The sequence below is a fragment of the Pseudomonas sp. R62 genome (assembly GCF_000257605.1).
Lineage (GTDB): Bacteria > Pseudomonadota > Gammaproteobacteria > Pseudomonadales > Pseudomonadaceae > Aquipseudomonas > Aquipseudomonas atacamensis.
In genome coordinates, this window is the sequence record NZ_JH635998.1 from 2,941,772 (window position 1) to 2,956,329 (window position 14,558).

General features: G+C 62.1%; 9 protein-coding genes and 2 pseudogenes. 7 read left to right on the plus strand and 4 right to left on the minus strand.

Annotated elements, in window-relative coordinates; genetic code table 11:
- From OQK_RS14290 to OQK_RS14300, 3 genes and pseudogenes are all read left to right on the plus strand, one after another.
- Nucleotides 1-218 (plus strand): annotated as a pseudogene (locus OQK_RS14290) (GTP cyclohydrolase II); the annotation flags it as partial.
- On the plus strand, nucleotides 215-634 hold the full coding sequence (locus OQK_RS14295; RefSeq protein ID WP_016772987.1) for a hypothetical protein: 420 nt from the start codon (nucleotides 215-217) through the stop codon (nucleotides 632-634). The pseudogene OQK_RS14290 and the gene OQK_RS14295, both read left to right, overlap by 4 nt.
- Nucleotides 634-1,434, plus strand: coding sequence for a cobalamin-binding protein (locus OQK_RS14300; RefSeq protein ID WP_016772988.1), 801 nt, complete (start codon nucleotides 634-636; stop codon nucleotides 1,432-1,434). The genes OQK_RS14295 and OQK_RS14300 overlap by 1 nt, the downstream gene beginning before the upstream one ends.
- A 137-nt stretch (nucleotides 1,435-1,571) precedes the next feature.
- On the opposite strand, the gene OQK_RS14305 is transcribed toward OQK_RS14300, so the two are convergent.
- The 4 genes and pseudogenes from OQK_RS14305 to OQK_RS14320 all read right to left on the minus strand — a co-directional run bounded on the left by OQK_RS14305 (nucleotide 1,572) and on the right by OQK_RS14320 (nucleotide 6,735).
- Entirely contained in the window at nucleotides 1,572-3,452 is a 1,881-nt protein-coding gene (locus OQK_RS14305) for a TonB-dependent receptor domain-containing protein (RefSeq protein WP_016772989.1), read from the minus strand.
- A gap of 165 nt (nucleotides 3,453-3,617) precedes the next feature.
- Nucleotides 3,618-5,517: pseudogene (dxs, locus tag OQK_RS14310) on the minus strand (1-deoxy-D-xylulose-5-phosphate synthase).
- Nucleotides 5,518-5,608: 91 nt separating this feature from the next.
- Nucleotides 5,609-6,496: a (2E,6E)-farnesyl diphosphate synthase gene (gene ispA / locus OQK_RS14315; protein ID WP_016772990.1), complete on the minus strand. Its 888-nt coding sequence runs from the start codon at nucleotides 6,494-6,496 to the stop codon at nucleotides 5,609-5,611.
- Nucleotides 6,493-6,735 (minus strand): exodeoxyribonuclease VII small subunit, encoded by a 243-nt coding sequence (locus OQK_RS14320; RefSeq protein WP_016772991.1) that lies wholly within the window; start codon nucleotides 6,733-6,735, stop codon nucleotides 6,493-6,495. The genes ispA and OQK_RS14320 overlap by 4 nt, the downstream gene beginning before the upstream one ends.
- A gap of 497 nt (nucleotides 6,736-7,232) precedes the next feature.
- Between OQK_RS14320 and OQK_RS14325 the strand changes: the two genes are divergently transcribed.
- From OQK_RS14325 to OQK_RS14340, 4 genes are all read left to right on the plus strand, one after another.
- On the plus strand, nucleotides 7,233-8,024 hold the full coding sequence (locus tag OQK_RS14325) for a YfaP family protein (protein ID WP_016772992.1): 792 nt from the start codon (nucleotides 7,233-7,235) through the stop codon (nucleotides 8,022-8,024).
- A gap of 35 nt (nucleotides 8,025-8,059) precedes the next feature.
- On the plus strand, nucleotides 8,060-9,772 hold the full coding sequence (locus OQK_RS14330; protein WP_016772993.1) for a DUF2138 domain-containing protein: 1,713 nt from the start codon (nucleotides 8,060-8,062) through the stop codon (nucleotides 9,770-9,772).
- Nucleotides 9,757-10,407, plus strand: coding sequence for a DUF1175 domain-containing protein (locus OQK_RS14335; RefSeq protein WP_038860946.1), 651 nt, complete (start codon nucleotides 9,757-9,759; stop codon nucleotides 10,405-10,407). The genes OQK_RS14330 and OQK_RS14335 overlap by 16 nt, the downstream gene beginning before the upstream one ends.
- Nucleotides 10,404-14,558, plus strand: a 4,155-nt coding sequence (locus OQK_RS14340) for an alpha-2-macroglobulin family protein (RefSeq protein ID WP_202947692.1), incomplete at its 3' end; no start/stop codon positions are given. The genes OQK_RS14335 and OQK_RS14340, both read left to right, overlap by 4 nt.

Consider the following 14,558-nt stretch of genomic DNA (forward strand, 5'->3'; position numbering starts at 1 on the left):
TGCCGATGCTTGAGCATCTGGGCGTGAAATCCCTGCGCCTGATGACCAACAACCCGCGCAAGGTCAAAGCGCTGACCGACATGGGCATCGTCGTCGCCGAGCGCGTGCCGCTGCACACCGGGCACAATCCGCACAACAAACTCTATCTGGCGACCAAGGCCAGCAAGCTCGACCACATGATGGGCAACGAGCATCAGGGCGAGGTCGACCGCGCGTGACCCGTGGCCAGGTGCGGCGGCGGTTGTCGGTGGCCTGGTGGCAATACCTGGCGCTGGCGCTGTTGCCGCTGTTCGTGCTCAACGCGCTGTTCGGTGAAGGCCAGGGCCTGCTGCCAGTGCTGGCAATGCCTTTGTTCATCGCCGGCGTCGCCTCGATGTTTGTCAGCCTGAAGTATTTCGCCCGCTACAAACACGCCCTGATCGCCACGCAAAAAGCCCTCGATACCGCCGAAGAACCCGCCGCCTGGATTGCCCTTGCGGCGCGTCGGCGTACGGCGTTGCTGGTAGCGTCCTTGCCGGCCTGGATTGGCGCACTGGCGGTATTCGTCGGCCTCGAAGCCGTGCCGTTGATGTTGCTGGCGCTGTCCACCGCCGTGCTGTTCTACCTCTATCATATTCCGCGTCAACTCGGTTGATGCCTCGCCTGTGGCTCGCGGTTGTGCTGCTCGTTCTGAGCAGCCCGGTGTTGGCTGCATTGCGGGTGGTCAGCCTCGCCCCCTCGCTGTCTGAAATCGTCGTTGAACTGGATTCCGCTGACCTGCTGGTCGGCGTACTGGATGCGGGCGAGCGGCCGGCGGCGATAGCGGATGTTCCATCAGTGGGCCGCTACGGCCAGCTCGACATGGAGCGCTTGCTCAGCCTGAAACCGGATTTGCTGCTGCTCTGGCCCGGCAGTGTTGGCGCGGGGCAGCGTGATCAGCTCAAGCACCTGAACATTCCGACCTTCGTCGCCGAACCGCACACGTTGGCGCAACTCGCGGCGCAGATCGAAGCCATTGCCAAACAGCTCGGGCGTCCTGAACGCGGGGCGAAACGGGCGGCCGAATTGCGCAAACAACTGGATGACCTTCGTCAGCGTTATAGCCGTGACGAACCGCTGCGGGTTTTCTATCAAGTCTGGGACAAACCGCTATACACCGTCGGTGGCGGGCAGATCATCAGCGATGCGCTTGAAGTGTGCGGTGCGCGCAATGTGTTTGCCGAGCTGAATCTGCCGGCGCCGCAGGTGAGTATCGAGGCGGTGTTGCAGCGTGATCCGGAAGTGATTGTCGCCGGTGATCAGGCGCAGCTAGGGGCGTGGAAGACCTGGCCGCAGGTGGCGGCGGTCAGGCAGGGGAGACTGATATTGGTCACTGACAAAGGCCTTGAGCGACCGAGCGGGCAGATGATCAGCGCCACCGCCAAACTATGCCAATTGATCGCGCCGGATCGGTAGACCGCATCGCCTGTATTCGCGAGCAGGCTCGCTCCCACACTGGATTTTCGCTGAAAACAAACTGTGTGGCCGCACTCAGTCTACTGTGGGAGCGAGCCTGCTCGCGAAGAGGTCAGCCAGCCAATACAAATCTCAGCTCAGAGTTCAGGGGTCCACGTCACCCCGAACATCCACGCCCGACCTTCCTCGCGATAGCCATACTGCGCGCCGTCATAGCTGTAATTCGCCCGGCTGTAGCCCTTGTCCAGCAAGTTATCCACCTTCAGATCCAGCTTGATCTCACGGTTCAGCGCCCAACTGCTGCGCAGCCCGAGCGTGCCGTAGCCACCCAGCGACTGGGTGTTGTTCAAGTCGTCGTAACTGCCGCTGACCAATTGCCAACTGGCGCCGAGTCCCAAGCGATCAAACTGCCGATCCACATCCCAACTGGCCGTGCGCCGCGCCCGTCGCGCCAGCGTATGCCCGGTATCGCGATCTCGCGGATCAATGATCGCCACGCCGAGATTGCTCTGCCAGCCAAACAGCTCCTGCTTCAACGCTGCTTCAAAACCGTTGATGCGCGCTGACGCAACGTTCTGCGGGCGGGAGTTGCTGCCGAAGATGATCGCGTCTTCCAGGTCGGTACGGTAAATCGAGGCTTCCAGCCGCGCGCTGTCGCTCAACTGGCTGCGCCATTGCAGTTCGTAGCTTTTCGAGGTTTCCGGTTTCAGGTCGGGATTGCTGAAATCCGGGTAGTACAGGTCGTTGAAGGTCGGCGCACGGAACCCTTCGCTGTAGCTCAGCAGCACGTCGTTGTCCGGGTTCAGCGGCAGGGTGAAAGTGCCGCTCCAGGTGTTCTGGCTGCCGAACTGCTGGTTGTCGTCGTGGCGCAGGCCGATCTCGGTGGAGAAGCTGTCGGCCTGATAGCGATGCTGGATGAACGCTGCGCGATTCCAGCGGCTGTCCTCGTCAAACGCAGTGCTGCTGTTGACCCGGTCTTCGTACCAGTCGCCGCCGAGGATAAGGCTGTTGCGCGCGTCCAACGTCAGGTCGTTCTGCCAGTTCACCGAGTCGCGATAGGTGTTGAACACCGTGCGCTCGTCGCTGAGCTTGTCGAAGGTCTTTTCGCGGTTTTCGCTGTGGCCGAATTCAATGCGGGTTTTCCAGGTTTCGTTGACCCGCGCATCGACATAACTGCTGATGCTGCTGACATTGAAGTCGCTGTAGGGCTGCTGTTGCACCGACTCGAAAGTGTCCATGTCGAAGCGGCCGAACGGATTGTCGAATTCGCCCCTGCCACGGTTATCCAGCAGATTGGCGCCGACTTCGACGTCATCGGTCAGCGCGTGGCTGAGGCTCAGGCTCAGGGATTTGTTGCGGTAGGCGTCATGGTCGCTGTCGCTTGGATACGACTCGTGGGTACGGTCGATCCCGGCCGTTTCGTCGAGGCTGGCGCCGAGGTTGAAGCGGGTTTTCTCGTCGCCGCCGGACAAGCCGAGGCTGCGTTCCCATGTCTGCTGACTGCCAAAGCCCACATGCAGGCGTGGCTGCAAGCCTTGCTCGGTGCCGCGCCGGGTGAAGATCTGGATCACCCCGCCAATCGCGTCGCTACCGTAAATCACCGAGCGCGAACCGCGCAGCACTTCGACGCGCTCGATCTGCTCGATGTTCAGATGCTGCAGGTTGCTGTCGCCGGAAGTCGAGTTGCCGATGCGCTGGCCATCGACCAGCACCAGGCTCTGCGCCGATTGCGTGCCGCGAATGTAGACCCCCGGCAGACTGCCGCGCCCGCCGGTCTGCGCCACTTGGACGCCAGGCACGCGCCGCAGCAGATCGGGCACGTCGCTGGGTTGCAGGCGATCGATGTCTTCGCGGGTGAACACGGTGTTGGCGGCACTGCTGTCGTTGCGCGCCTCGACCTGACGATTGGCGCTGATCAGCGTGTCCGGCAGCTTCAGCGCCTGATCGCGTTCGAATGTATCGGCAAGGGCGCTGGCGGTTGGCAGCAGGAGGAAGGGCAGGGCGAGGCGGAGGTTCATCGGTGGTCCGTGAGAAATTGCAGATGTACACAAAATTTATGCTTCCACAAAACACTGTGGGAGCGGGCTTGCCCGCGAAGAGGCCGGTACATTCAACATCGAGGTTGACTGTGCCGACGCCTTCGCGGGCAAGCCCGCTCCCACAGGTATTGTGTGTTCAGCGAGTTAGCGGGCGAGCAATGCCAGGCGCTGGCGAATCGACGCTTCGATCCCGGCCTCATCCAGCCCGCACTCGGCAAGCATCTGCGCCGGTTTCGCATGCTCGACGTAAATGTCCGGCAAGCCCAGATGCAGCATCGACTTGAGGATGTTCTCGCGGGCGAGGAATTCGCTGACCGCGCCACCGGCGCCGCCCATGATCGCGTTCTCTTCGATGGTCACCAGCAACTCGTGGCCACCGGCGATCTCGCGCACCAGCGCTTCATCCAGCGGTTTGACGAAACGCATGTCGACCACGGTGGCGTCAAGCTTCTCGGCGACTTTCAAGGCTTCGCTCAGTTGCACGCCGAACACCAGCATGGCGACCTTGCTGCCCTGACGACGGACGATGCCCTTGCCGATTTCGATCGCTTCGAGATCTTTTTCGATGACTGCATTCGGGCCGCTGCCGCGTGGGTAACGCACTGCCGCCGGGCCATTGTAGAGGTGGCCGGTGGTGAGCATCTTGCGCAGTTCGTTTTCATCGCTCGGGGTCATGATGAGCATGCCCGGGATGCAGCGCAGGTACGACAGGTCGTAGCTGCCAGCGTGGGTCGGGCCGTCTTCGCCGACCAGGCCGGCACGGTCGATGGCGAACAGCACGTCGAGGTTCTGCACGGCGACGTCGTGTACCAGTTGGTCGTAGCCGCGTTGCAGGAACGTCGAATAGATCGCCACCACCGGTTTCGCACCTTCGCAGGCCATGCCAGCAGCGAAAGTGACCGCGTGCTGCTCAGCAATCGCCACGTCGAAATAACGCTCGGGGAAGCGCTCGCTGAACGCCACCAGATCCGAGCCTTCCTTCATCGCCGGGGTAATTCCGACCAGACGAGCGTCAGCCGCCGCCATGTCACACAGCCACTCGCCAAACACCGCCGAATACTTCGGCCCGCTGACGGCTTTCGGCGCAGCGGCGGGGGCGTCCAAAGGTTCGAGTTTGGTGATGGCGTGGTAACCGATACGGGTCGACTTCCGCCGGGGCGAAGCCTTTGCCTTTCTTGGTGACGATGTGCAGGAACTGCGGGCCTTTGAGATCGCGCATGTTGCGCAGCGTGGCGATCAAGGTGGGCAGATCGTGGCCGTCGATCGGGCCGATGTAATTCCAGCCCAGCTCTTCGAACAGGGTGCCAGGGACCAGCATGCCCTTGGCATATTCTTCGGTGCGACGGGCGATTTCCCAGGCGCCGGGCAGGCGCGAAAGGACTTTCTTGCTGCCCTCGCGCATGCTCGCGTAGGTGCGGCTGGACAGGATCTTCGCCAGATAATTCGACAACCCGCCGACGTTGCGCGAGATCGACATATCGTTGTCGTTTAGGATCACCAGCATGTTGGCGTTGACTTCCGGCGCATGGTTGAGCGCCTCGAAAGCCATGCCGGCGGTCAGCGCGCCGTCGCCGATCACGGCGATGGCCTTGCGATCGCTGTCCTGCAGACGGGCGGCAATGGCCATGCCCAGCGCAGCGCTGATCGAGGTGCTGGAGTGGCCGACGCCGAAGGTGTCGTACTCGCTCTCGGAGCGGCGCGGGAATGCGGCAATGCCGTCCTTTTGACGCAGGCTGGCCATGCGCTCGCGGCGACCGGTGAGGATCTTGTGCGGATACGCCTGATGCCCGACGTCCCACAGCAGACGGTCGTCCGGGGTGTCGAAGACGTAATGCAGCGCGATGGTCAGCTCGATCACGCCCAGGCCGGCACCGAAATGCCCACCGGTCTGGCCGACCGTGTAGAGCAATTCCAGGCGCAACTCATCGGCCAGGGTTTCCAGCTCGGCTTCGCCTAACCGGCGCAGGCCGTCCGGCGTGTTCGCGCGGTCGAGCAGGGGCGTGGTCGGGCGCTTGCGGGGAATCTCATGAAACGTCGTGGGCATCAGGCGAATCGTTATAGGTATAAAAGATGCGGCAGTTTACCTGATGCATCGCCCCCTGCCCACGCGTTGGTCTTTTTTGGCCGATACGCCGTCAGTTGCGCCGCTCGACGATATACCGGGCCAGCTCGCGCAACGGCTCGGCGGCCGCGTCAAACGGTCGCAGCGCCTGCAGAGCCTGATCGCGCAGTTCCAGAGCGTAGGCCTTGGCGGCGTCGAGGCCGAGCAGCGCCGGGTAGGTCGGCTTGTCGCGGGCGATATCGGCGCCCTGGCGTTTGCCGAGGGTCGCGGTATCGCTTTCCACGTCGAGGATGTCGTCCTGCACCTGAAAGGCCAGGCCGATGGCCTGTGCATAAGTCTGCAACGCCTGAAGCTGATCAGGCTGGGCGCGGCCGCTGGCCAGGGCGCCGAGCCTGACGCTGACTTCAATCAGCGCGCCGGTCTTGTGCCGGTGCATTTGTTCGAGGGCTGTTTGATCGAGCTTGAGACCGACCGAACCGAGATCGATGGCTTGGCCGCCGACCATGCCCGCCGGACCGGCTGCATGGGCCAGCGCAGTGACCATCTGCAGACGGATTTCGCTGCTGCAATCGCTCAGGCGCGGGTCGAGCAGGGCGCTGAAGGCCAGGCTCTGCAAGCCGTCACCGGCGAGGATCGCGCAGGCTTCGTCGAATTTCTTGTGGGTCGTCGGCTGGCCGCGACGCAGATCGTCATCGTCCATCGCCGGCAAATCGTCGTGCACCAGCGAGTAGGCGTGGATCAACTCGACCGCACAGGCCGCGCCGCTGGCCTGTTCAGCCTGGCCACCGAGGGCTTCGCACGCCGCGTAAGCCAGCAACGGACGCACGCGTTTGCCGCCGTTCATCACGCTGTAGCGCATCGCTTCGTAGAGCCGCGCCAGTTCCGGCAGCGGCGCGTTGAACAGCGACTCCAGCGCCGCGTTGACCCGGGCCTGACTGCTCGCCGAATACGCCGCGATCATTCTGGCTCATCCGCGTCGAAGGGTTCCTCGGCGAGCTCGCCATCGCGCTCCAGCAGCACCTGCACTTTCTGCTCGGCCTGGGCCAGCGCCGCCTGGCAGTCACGGGTCAGGCCGATGCCCTGCTCGAAAGCGGTCAGCGAGTCTTCCAGCGACAATTCACCGTTCTCCAGACGCTCGACCAGTGTTTGCAGGTCGGCGAGGGATTGTTCGAAATCCAGTGCAGCTTTTTTGCGGGCCATGGCGGCAAATTCCGGTAGACGTTAAACCGGCGCGACACTAGCAGATAGGGGGGGTATGGGCAAATGAGAAGCCCCACCCAAAGCCGCGCACATGACCCCGTGGCGAGGGGATTTATCCCCGCTGGGTTGCGTAGCAACCCTAAAACCAGACAACCGATACTCTCAGGAAAATCGAAGTCGCCGGTTTTACGACTGCTGCGCAGCCGAGCTGGGATAAATCCCCTTGTCACAAAGTTAATGTGAAGTTTCGGGGCTGAGGCTTATTCGGCTCATTTATGAGCCGAATAACTTCGCTATTCGGCTCACGCCCTCTCGAAAGCGAGATTCCTACAGCAATCACACATGTATCCGATTGTTAAAAAACTGCCGAATCGCTACTCTTCGCGGCTTCTACGGCCCCGACAGTCGCGGGGTATTCAGACGAAACGCAGTTCACCGCTGTGAAGTACCGAGGATCGGGTGCAAGGTTTCGTTCAAGGCATGGCAGGAGGCGTCACATGCGTTCATCTCTTTTGCTGCTGATCGGCCTCGCCTGCGCACCTGCGCTGTGGGCCGCGCCGACTGCGCAGGTGTCCGAGCCGGTCGGCGGCTGGCGTTATCACGGCCTGCTCGATCGCTCGGAAAATCCGCAGGTCGCCTACCCGACGCCGCCGATCAATCGCGGCATCCAGCGCAATCGCACGATGATCCAGGGCCAGCTCAAAGCCCTCGGGCACATGCGTCCGCCGCACAGCCTCGCCGTCAACGGCAATCCATTGAATCTGTACACCGACGATCAGGGGCGTTTTGCCCGGCCCTACGCATTTGGCGCCGGTTCCAACAGCGTCGAAGTGATCAGCGCCGAAGGCCAGTCGCTCAAGCGCGTGCAATTTTATGAAGCAAATAATCTGCGCACGCCGGCGAAGATTCGTCTTGTCTTGGGATGGGACGACCCGAAAGCCGAGCTGGATCTGCATATTGTCACCCCCGACGGTCAGCATGCCTTTTGGGCACGGCCGGCGCTGAGCAATGGCGGCGGCCTCGACCCGGATGGTGTCGACGGCCCCGGCCCGGAAATGTTCACCATGACCGCGCCGCTGCACGGCACGTATCTGGTCTACGTCAACTATTGGGGCAACTACGGCGATGGTGGCTATAACTTCGAGGAAACCAGTAACCAGAACGAGGTGATCACCTCGCAGATCACACTGGTGCTCAACGAAAACACCGTCGACGAAAAACGCGAAACCTTCATCGTGCCCCTGCGGGCGATCGGTGATCTGCTGCTGGTCAAGACTTTCAACTATTAAGCATCCCGCCACGGATGAACTCGGATGTTGTGAACATGAGCGATAACACTGTGACTCCAGCTGCCGCGACACCGGCGGCCAAACCTTCGCGGCGCTGGCCGCTGGTATTGCTCGGCCTGTGCCTGGTGGCCGGTGTGGCGGGCGGTTTCGGCTGGCTGCTGCTCAAGCCCAAAGCGCCGCCGGCGACACTTGCCAGTGACAGGCTCGGCCTCGGCCGTCCGGATGCCTTGCTCGAAACCCGTTCACTGAGCCAGTTGCCCAAGGACCTGCTGACAGTGCCGTTTCTCAAGGCCACGCTCACCGAGGATTTCGTCTTCTATTACGAAACCCACGCCGACCGCCTCGGCCTGATCGGCAGCCTGCGCCGGATCATCTACGAGCATGACCTCAAATTGCAGGACAGCCTGATCGAGCAGCTTTTTGATCAACCGGCCGATGTGGCGTTGTGGCGCGGTGCGGATGGTCGCTTGAAGGATTTCCTGCTGGTGATGGATCGCGGCGGGTTGGCCAAGCTGCTCGAGCCGTTGGCGAAAGTGGCGCTGGATGACACCCAGCTCAGCGTGTTCGGCACTCTCAAAGTCGGCGGCGATGACGTGCCGCTGTATCAACTCAGCTATAACGCCAGCAAATCACTGCTGTTCGCGTCGCGCGGCGACAAACTGGTGGTGCTGTCCAATCCAGCCAAGTACTACGACTCCGAGAGCGGCGTCTCGGAAGAGTCGGGCCGCGTTTCCGCGCAAGCGCTGGCAGCGTTGCTCAACGGTGAAAAACTCTTCCCCGAAGCGTTCGGCTTGCCAGCGAAAAGTCCGGAAACCAAGCAGCGTCTGTCGGTCAATTCCAGCGTGCTCGCCATGGGCTATCAGCGCTTCATCCCGAATTTCGCCGGGCTGCGTTTCGACATGGACGACAAGGGCTGGCACAGCTATCTGGCCATGGATGAACTGGAAAACCAGCCGGACTTCGATTTCAAACCGGTCTGGCAGGCGATGCCGTTGGGGGCGAGCGCTTGCGTGACCCTGCCGGTGGCGGCCGAGCCGCAGAAACCGATCCTGATCAAACTCGGCGCTGAAGAAGCGGTGGCGCAGACCCTCACCGAACACGTCGCTGGCGCGGCTGGCCTGTGTTGGTACGCCGATTCGCGGTTGTACACACCGCTGCTGGTCGCCAGCCTAAAAGACGAGGACAGCAGCAAGCTTGACGGTGATCTGGGCAAATTGTTCGGCTCAATGGTCGGCGCGTTCGAAGCGAATGTCGCCGAAAGCGTATTCCCGGTGATCGACAAGCAGGAAGGCCAGAGCCACGTCTGGCAGCGTCAGGTCAGTTCCAGTTTCGGTCCGTACGCGGCGAAGACCGCTGAAAACCCGGAGGCGATTTCCGGCAAGGCGTTCATGAAAGTCAGCCTCGCCCGTCATGGCTCGACGCTGCTGTTCTCCCTCGACGACAAACTCGTCGACAAAGCCCTCGGCACCCTCGACAAGCGCTTCCCGCCGATGGCCGACGTTTTGCCAAAAGACGTACTGATGCCGATCTACTTCGGCCCGGACGCGATGGCGCAACTGATGCAGCGCGAAACCCTCGACAGCCTGCCGCAGGACATGGAGCCGGTGTTTTATAACGCTGCGCAAACCTACCTGATGCCGAAACTGCGCACCCTTGGCGGTTACGGCAAATATGCCCTGACCCTGCCCGAAGGCAGCGAGCCTGACGGCCACTGGCAATGGCTGCCGCTGGAATGGAAAGCGCTGTGAGCGCACTGATCCGCAGCCTCGGCTTGCTTGCGTTGCTGCTGAGCGCAGGCGCCCGTGCGGTTGAAGCGCCAGCGCTCGACCCGGCGCAATCCCAAGTGTTTCGCGCCTGGTTTGTGCGTATTGCTCAAGAGCAATTGAGCCAAGGCCCGAGCCCGCGCTGGTATCAGCAGGACTGCGCCGGCCTGGTGCGCTTTGCCGCCAACGAAGCGCTGAAAGTCCATGACGACAAATGGCTGCGCAGCAATGGTCTGTCCAATCGCTATCTGCCGCCGGAACTGGCGCTGAGCGACGAGCAACGCAAGCTCGCGCAACAGTGGCAGCAGGGCGGCGGCAAGGTCGGGCCGTACGTCAACGCGATCAAACTGATTCAGTTCAACAGCCATCTGGTCGGCCGCGATGTGTCGCAGGCGCGGCCCGGTGACCTGATGTTTTTCGATCAGGGCGACGACCAGCACCTGATGATCTGGATGGGCCGCTACATCGCCTATCACACCGGCACCACCACCCCCACTGACAACGGCATGCGTTCGGCAAGCCTGCAGCAACTCATGACATGGAAGGACACCCGATGGATACCCGACGCAGCCAACCCCAACTTCATCGGCGTCTATCGACTGAACTTTCTCTCCCAATGACCGGTGCCCGCATGTTGCGTATCTGTTCGCGAATTTCCTTGCTGTTGGCGTTGTTGTTGCCGTTTTCCTGCGTCAATGCCGAAGATTCGGTGGAGCCGAGCAATTACACGCCGGTGGCCGGTGAGAGTTTCTTCCTGCTCGCCGACAGCAGTTTTGCCAGCGACGAGCCGGCGATGGTCCGCCTCGAAGCCCCGGGTCGTGACTACCGGCGCTTTCGCATGGAACCGTACGGCGGCGCCGACATTCGCGTATACCGCATCGACAAGCCGCTGGATTTCCTCAAGCGCCAGAAGAACCTGCATCGCGTCGTCAGCGACGGCCAGTTCAAGGGCGAAGGTCTGTCCAACACTCTCGCCTATCTGTGGGACAACTGGTATCGCAAGTCCCGGCGGGTGATGCAGCGTGCGTTCTCCTACGAGTCGCGCAAGCAGGTCACCGAAGAAGTGCCGGAGTTGAAAATGGGCGAGGCCATGGTCGCGCCGACGCCATACGACGCGCAGCCGCAATTCGCGCTGATCCCGGGTTTGCCGGTGGTCAGCCAGTTCCGTTATCCGCTGTGGCAGGCCAAGCCTATCCAGCCGCCGGCCGGGGTCAATCTGGCCGGCTCGTCCAGTGACTTCGTCAGCGTCGCGCCGGGCAACGTTTACATCCCGTTGGGTAACCTGAAGCCGGGGCTGTATCTGGTTGAAGCGCTGATCGGCAAGTACCGCGCGACCACCATGGTTTTCGTCTCCAACACCGTCGCAGTGAGCAAGATTGCCGGTGATGAACTGCTGGTCTGGGCCGCGCGCAAGCACGAAGGCAGTTCGGTGCCGAAGGTCAACGTGCTGTGGACCGATGGCCTCGGCGTGATGAGCAGCGGTGCTACCGATGCCGACGGTCTGCTGCGCCTGAAACACGTCAGCCCGGAGCGCTCGTTCGTCATCGGCGAGGACGAAGAGGGCGGCGTGTTCGTCTCGGAAAACTTCTACTACGACAGCGAAATCTACGACACCAAACTTTACGCCTTCACCGACCGGCCGCTGTATCGTCCGGGCGATTGGGTGTCGCTGAAAATCGTCGGTCGCGAGTTCAAGAATGCCCGGGATTCGGTGCTGCCGGGCGCGGCGGATGTCAGTGTAAGCGTGCTTGATGCCACGGGGACCGAATTGCAGACCCTCGATCTGAAACTGGATTCCAAGGCCGGTACTCAGGGCCGTTTCCAGTTGCCGGATAACGCCGTGGCCGGTGGTTACGAGATCCGTTTCAACTACAAGGAGCAGGCCTACAGCAGCGCCTTTCGTGTGGCTGAGTACATCAAGCCGCACTTCGAGATCTCGCTGAATCTGGCCAAGCAGGATTACCGCACCGGTGAGCCGGTGAAAGGCAGTCTGGTGCTGCTCTACCCCGACGGCAAACCGGTGGCCAATGCCAAATTGAGCCTGAGCCTGCGCGCCCAGCAACTGTCCATGGTCGACAACGAGCTGCAATACCTCGGGCAATTCCCGGTGGAGCTGACCAGCACCGAACTGATCACCGACAGCAAGGGCAACGCGACCCTCGATCTGCCAGCCGCCGACAAGCCCAGCCGCTACATGCTCACTGTGTTTGCCAGCGACGGCGCGGCTTATCGGGTCAAGACCACCAAGGAAATCCTCATCGACCGTGGTGCGGCGAGTTTCCGCTTGAGCGCGCCGCAGCGGTTCAGCGCGGTCGCTGACAAGGTTGCCTTCAGCTACGCGAATGAGGGTGGCACCGAACAAAGCAAAGCCGTAACGCCGAGCAGCTACGCTTGGGTGCGCCTGGAAGATCAGAGCACCGGCGAAGGCAAACTCGCCGCAACGGACAAAGGCTTCAGCCTCGCCTTCGAACGTCCGGGCACCTACAACCTGACGCTGAAGGATCAACACGGTCGCGTCCTCGGCGCCACCGGCCATTCGGTCACCGGCGACGGCGTGAAAGCGGTGCCGGGTACCGTGGAAATCGTCCTCGACAAGCCCGAGTACAAGGCGGGCGAAGAAGCGCTGGCGCTGATCACCTTCCCTGAGCCGGTCAGCGATGCATTGCTGTCGCTGGAGCGCGACAAGGTCGAGGCCACTGCGCTGCTGGCCAAGGGCGCTGACTGGTTGAAGCTGGAAAAACTCAGCGACACCCAATACCGCGCGCGCATTGCGGTGAAGGACAACTTCGCGCCGAACCTGACCTTCTCCGTGCTCTATACCAAGGGCGGTCAGTACAGTTTCCAGAACGCCGGGATCAAAGTGGTCGCGCCGCAAATCGACGTGGCGATCAGCACCGACAAAGCGGTGTACCTGCCGGGCGATACGGTCACGGTCGACCTGACCACGCAGTTCGCCGGCAAAGCGGTTCCGGCGCATCTGACGGTCAGCGTGGTCGACGAAATGGTCTACGCGCTGCAACCGGAAGTCGCGCCTAGCATCGACCAGTTCTTCTATCACCCGCGGCGCAACAACGTGCGCACCAGTGCCAGCCTGTCATTCATCAGCTACGACGTGGCATTGCCGGGCAGCCCCGGCGCACCGGGCAAGGCCAATCGCAGCGAGCGCGGCGTGAAAGTGCTTGAGCGTCCGCGCCGTGAAGACGTCGACACCGCTGCGTGGCAGCCGGAGTTGTTGACCGGCGCCGACGGCAAAACCCGCTTCACCTTCAAGATGCCGGACTCGCTGACCCGCTGGCGCATCACCGCGCGGGCGATTGCCGATGACGGTCAGGTCGGGCAGAAGAAGCAGTTTGTCCGTTCGGAAAAACCGCTGTACCTGAAGTGGAGCGGGCCGAGCAAATTCCGCAAGGGCGATCAGCCGCAACTGGGCGTGTTCGCTTTCAGTCAGGCAGAGAAACCGGTCAAGGCTGAACTGGTGACTCACTATGCCGGTAACGAACAACGTATGCCGGTGACTCTGAACAGCGGCATCAATTACCTGCCACTGCCGGCGTTCGCTTTGGCCTCTGGCGAGTGGACGGCGGAGCTGGTGCAGGATGGCAAAGTCGCCGATGCCCTGGCTGTGCGCTTGAGTGCCACCGGTGAAGGCTGGCAGGTCACCCAGACCCAAAGCCTCGACGTGGTCAGCGGCGATACGCCATTGAGTTTGCCGGCGGATGCCACGGATATCCGCCTGCGTCTGGATGACAGTCCGCAAGCGCTGTTCCGTTCCGCCCTCGATGATCTGCTGAGCTACCCGTACGGCGGCGTCGAGCAGACCGCCAGTCGCTTGCTGCCGTTGAGCATCGCCTATCCATCGCTGGCTTCGAACCCGCAGATTCGCGATCGCTTGCGCCTGATCATGCAGAACAGTCGTCTGCGCCTGGTGCAAATGGCCGGGCCGTCGGCGAGCTTCACCTGGTGGGGATACGACGGCGAGCCGGATGCATTTCTCACCGCCTATGCCTATTACGCCGACTGGAACGCCAGCCGCGTACTCGACCTGACCTTGCCGCCCGAGCACTGGCAGCGAGTTCTGGAGGTCTATGCCAAGCAAGCGCCGAATACGCCATTGCTGCAACGGGCGCTGATTCTGTCGTTCGCCAAACAGATGCAGCTGCCAGTGAACACGCTGCTCAGCGGTTTGATTGAGGATCTGGCCAAGGCCGGTGAAGGCGCTGCCGAAACCTTGCTCGACGACGGCCAGGACAGTCTGGTGATGAACGACCCGGATTCGGCGCTCGGTCTGGCGGCGGCGCGGGTACTCACCGCATCGTTGGCGACGCAGGCGAAAGTTGCTTTGCCGGAGGCGTTCAATCGGCAACTGGGCGCAGCGCAACAACGTCTGTCCGTCAGCTCGCAGCCTTTCGTTGAAGCACTGAACCTGTCGCTGCAACCGTTCGATCAGGCTCGCGCCACGGCGTTGTTGCAACGTCTGTTGCCGCAGCAAACGACACTGGAACGTGCACTGGCGCTGACCTGGCTGCAACGCAGCATCGCTCAGGCTTCGCCGACCATCGCGCTGATGCCGGGTGAAGGCTGGAAGAAAAACTACGGGGCCAGCGGCGAGATGTACTGGACATGGCAGGGCGCGGCGCCGCTGCCGAGCGTGCTGAGCGTGTCCGGCACGCAAGAACGACCGCTGCGTGCAGCACTGAGCTTCCAGACGCAACAGCCGCAGGTCGATCCGATGGCCGTGACCATCACCCGGCGCCCTGTCGCGTCTGGTGCC

Excerpts from the sequence above, each read along its gene's own strand:
- ispA (WP_016772990.1), bottom strand. The coding sequence starts at position 6,496 with ATGATCGCGGCGTATTCGGCGAGCAGTCAGGCCCGGGTCAACGCGGCG.
- OQK_RS14305 (WP_016772989.1), bottom strand. The coding sequence starts at position 3,452 with ATGAACCTCCGCCTCGCCCTGCCCTTCCTCCTGCTGCCAACCGCCAGC.
- OQK_RS14325 (WP_016772992.1), top strand. The coding sequence starts at position 7,233 with ATGCGTTCATCTCTTTTGCTGCTGATCGGCCTCGCCTGCGCACCTGCG.
- OQK_RS14335 (WP_038860946.1), top strand. The coding sequence starts at position 9,757 with ATGGAAAGCGCTGTGAGCGCACTGATCCGCAGCCTCGGCTTGCTTGCG.
- OQK_RS14300 (WP_016772988.1), top strand. The coding sequence starts at position 634 with ATGCCTCGCCTGTGGCTCGCGGTTGTGCTGCTCGTTCTGAGCAGCCCG.
- OQK_RS14330 (WP_016772993.1), top strand. The coding sequence starts at position 8,060 with ATGAGCGATAACACTGTGACTCCAGCTGCCGCGACACCGGCGGCCAAA.
- OQK_RS14320 (WP_016772991.1), bottom strand. The coding sequence starts at position 6,735 with ATGGCCCGCAAAAAAGCTGCACTGGATTTCGAACAATCCCTCGCCGAC.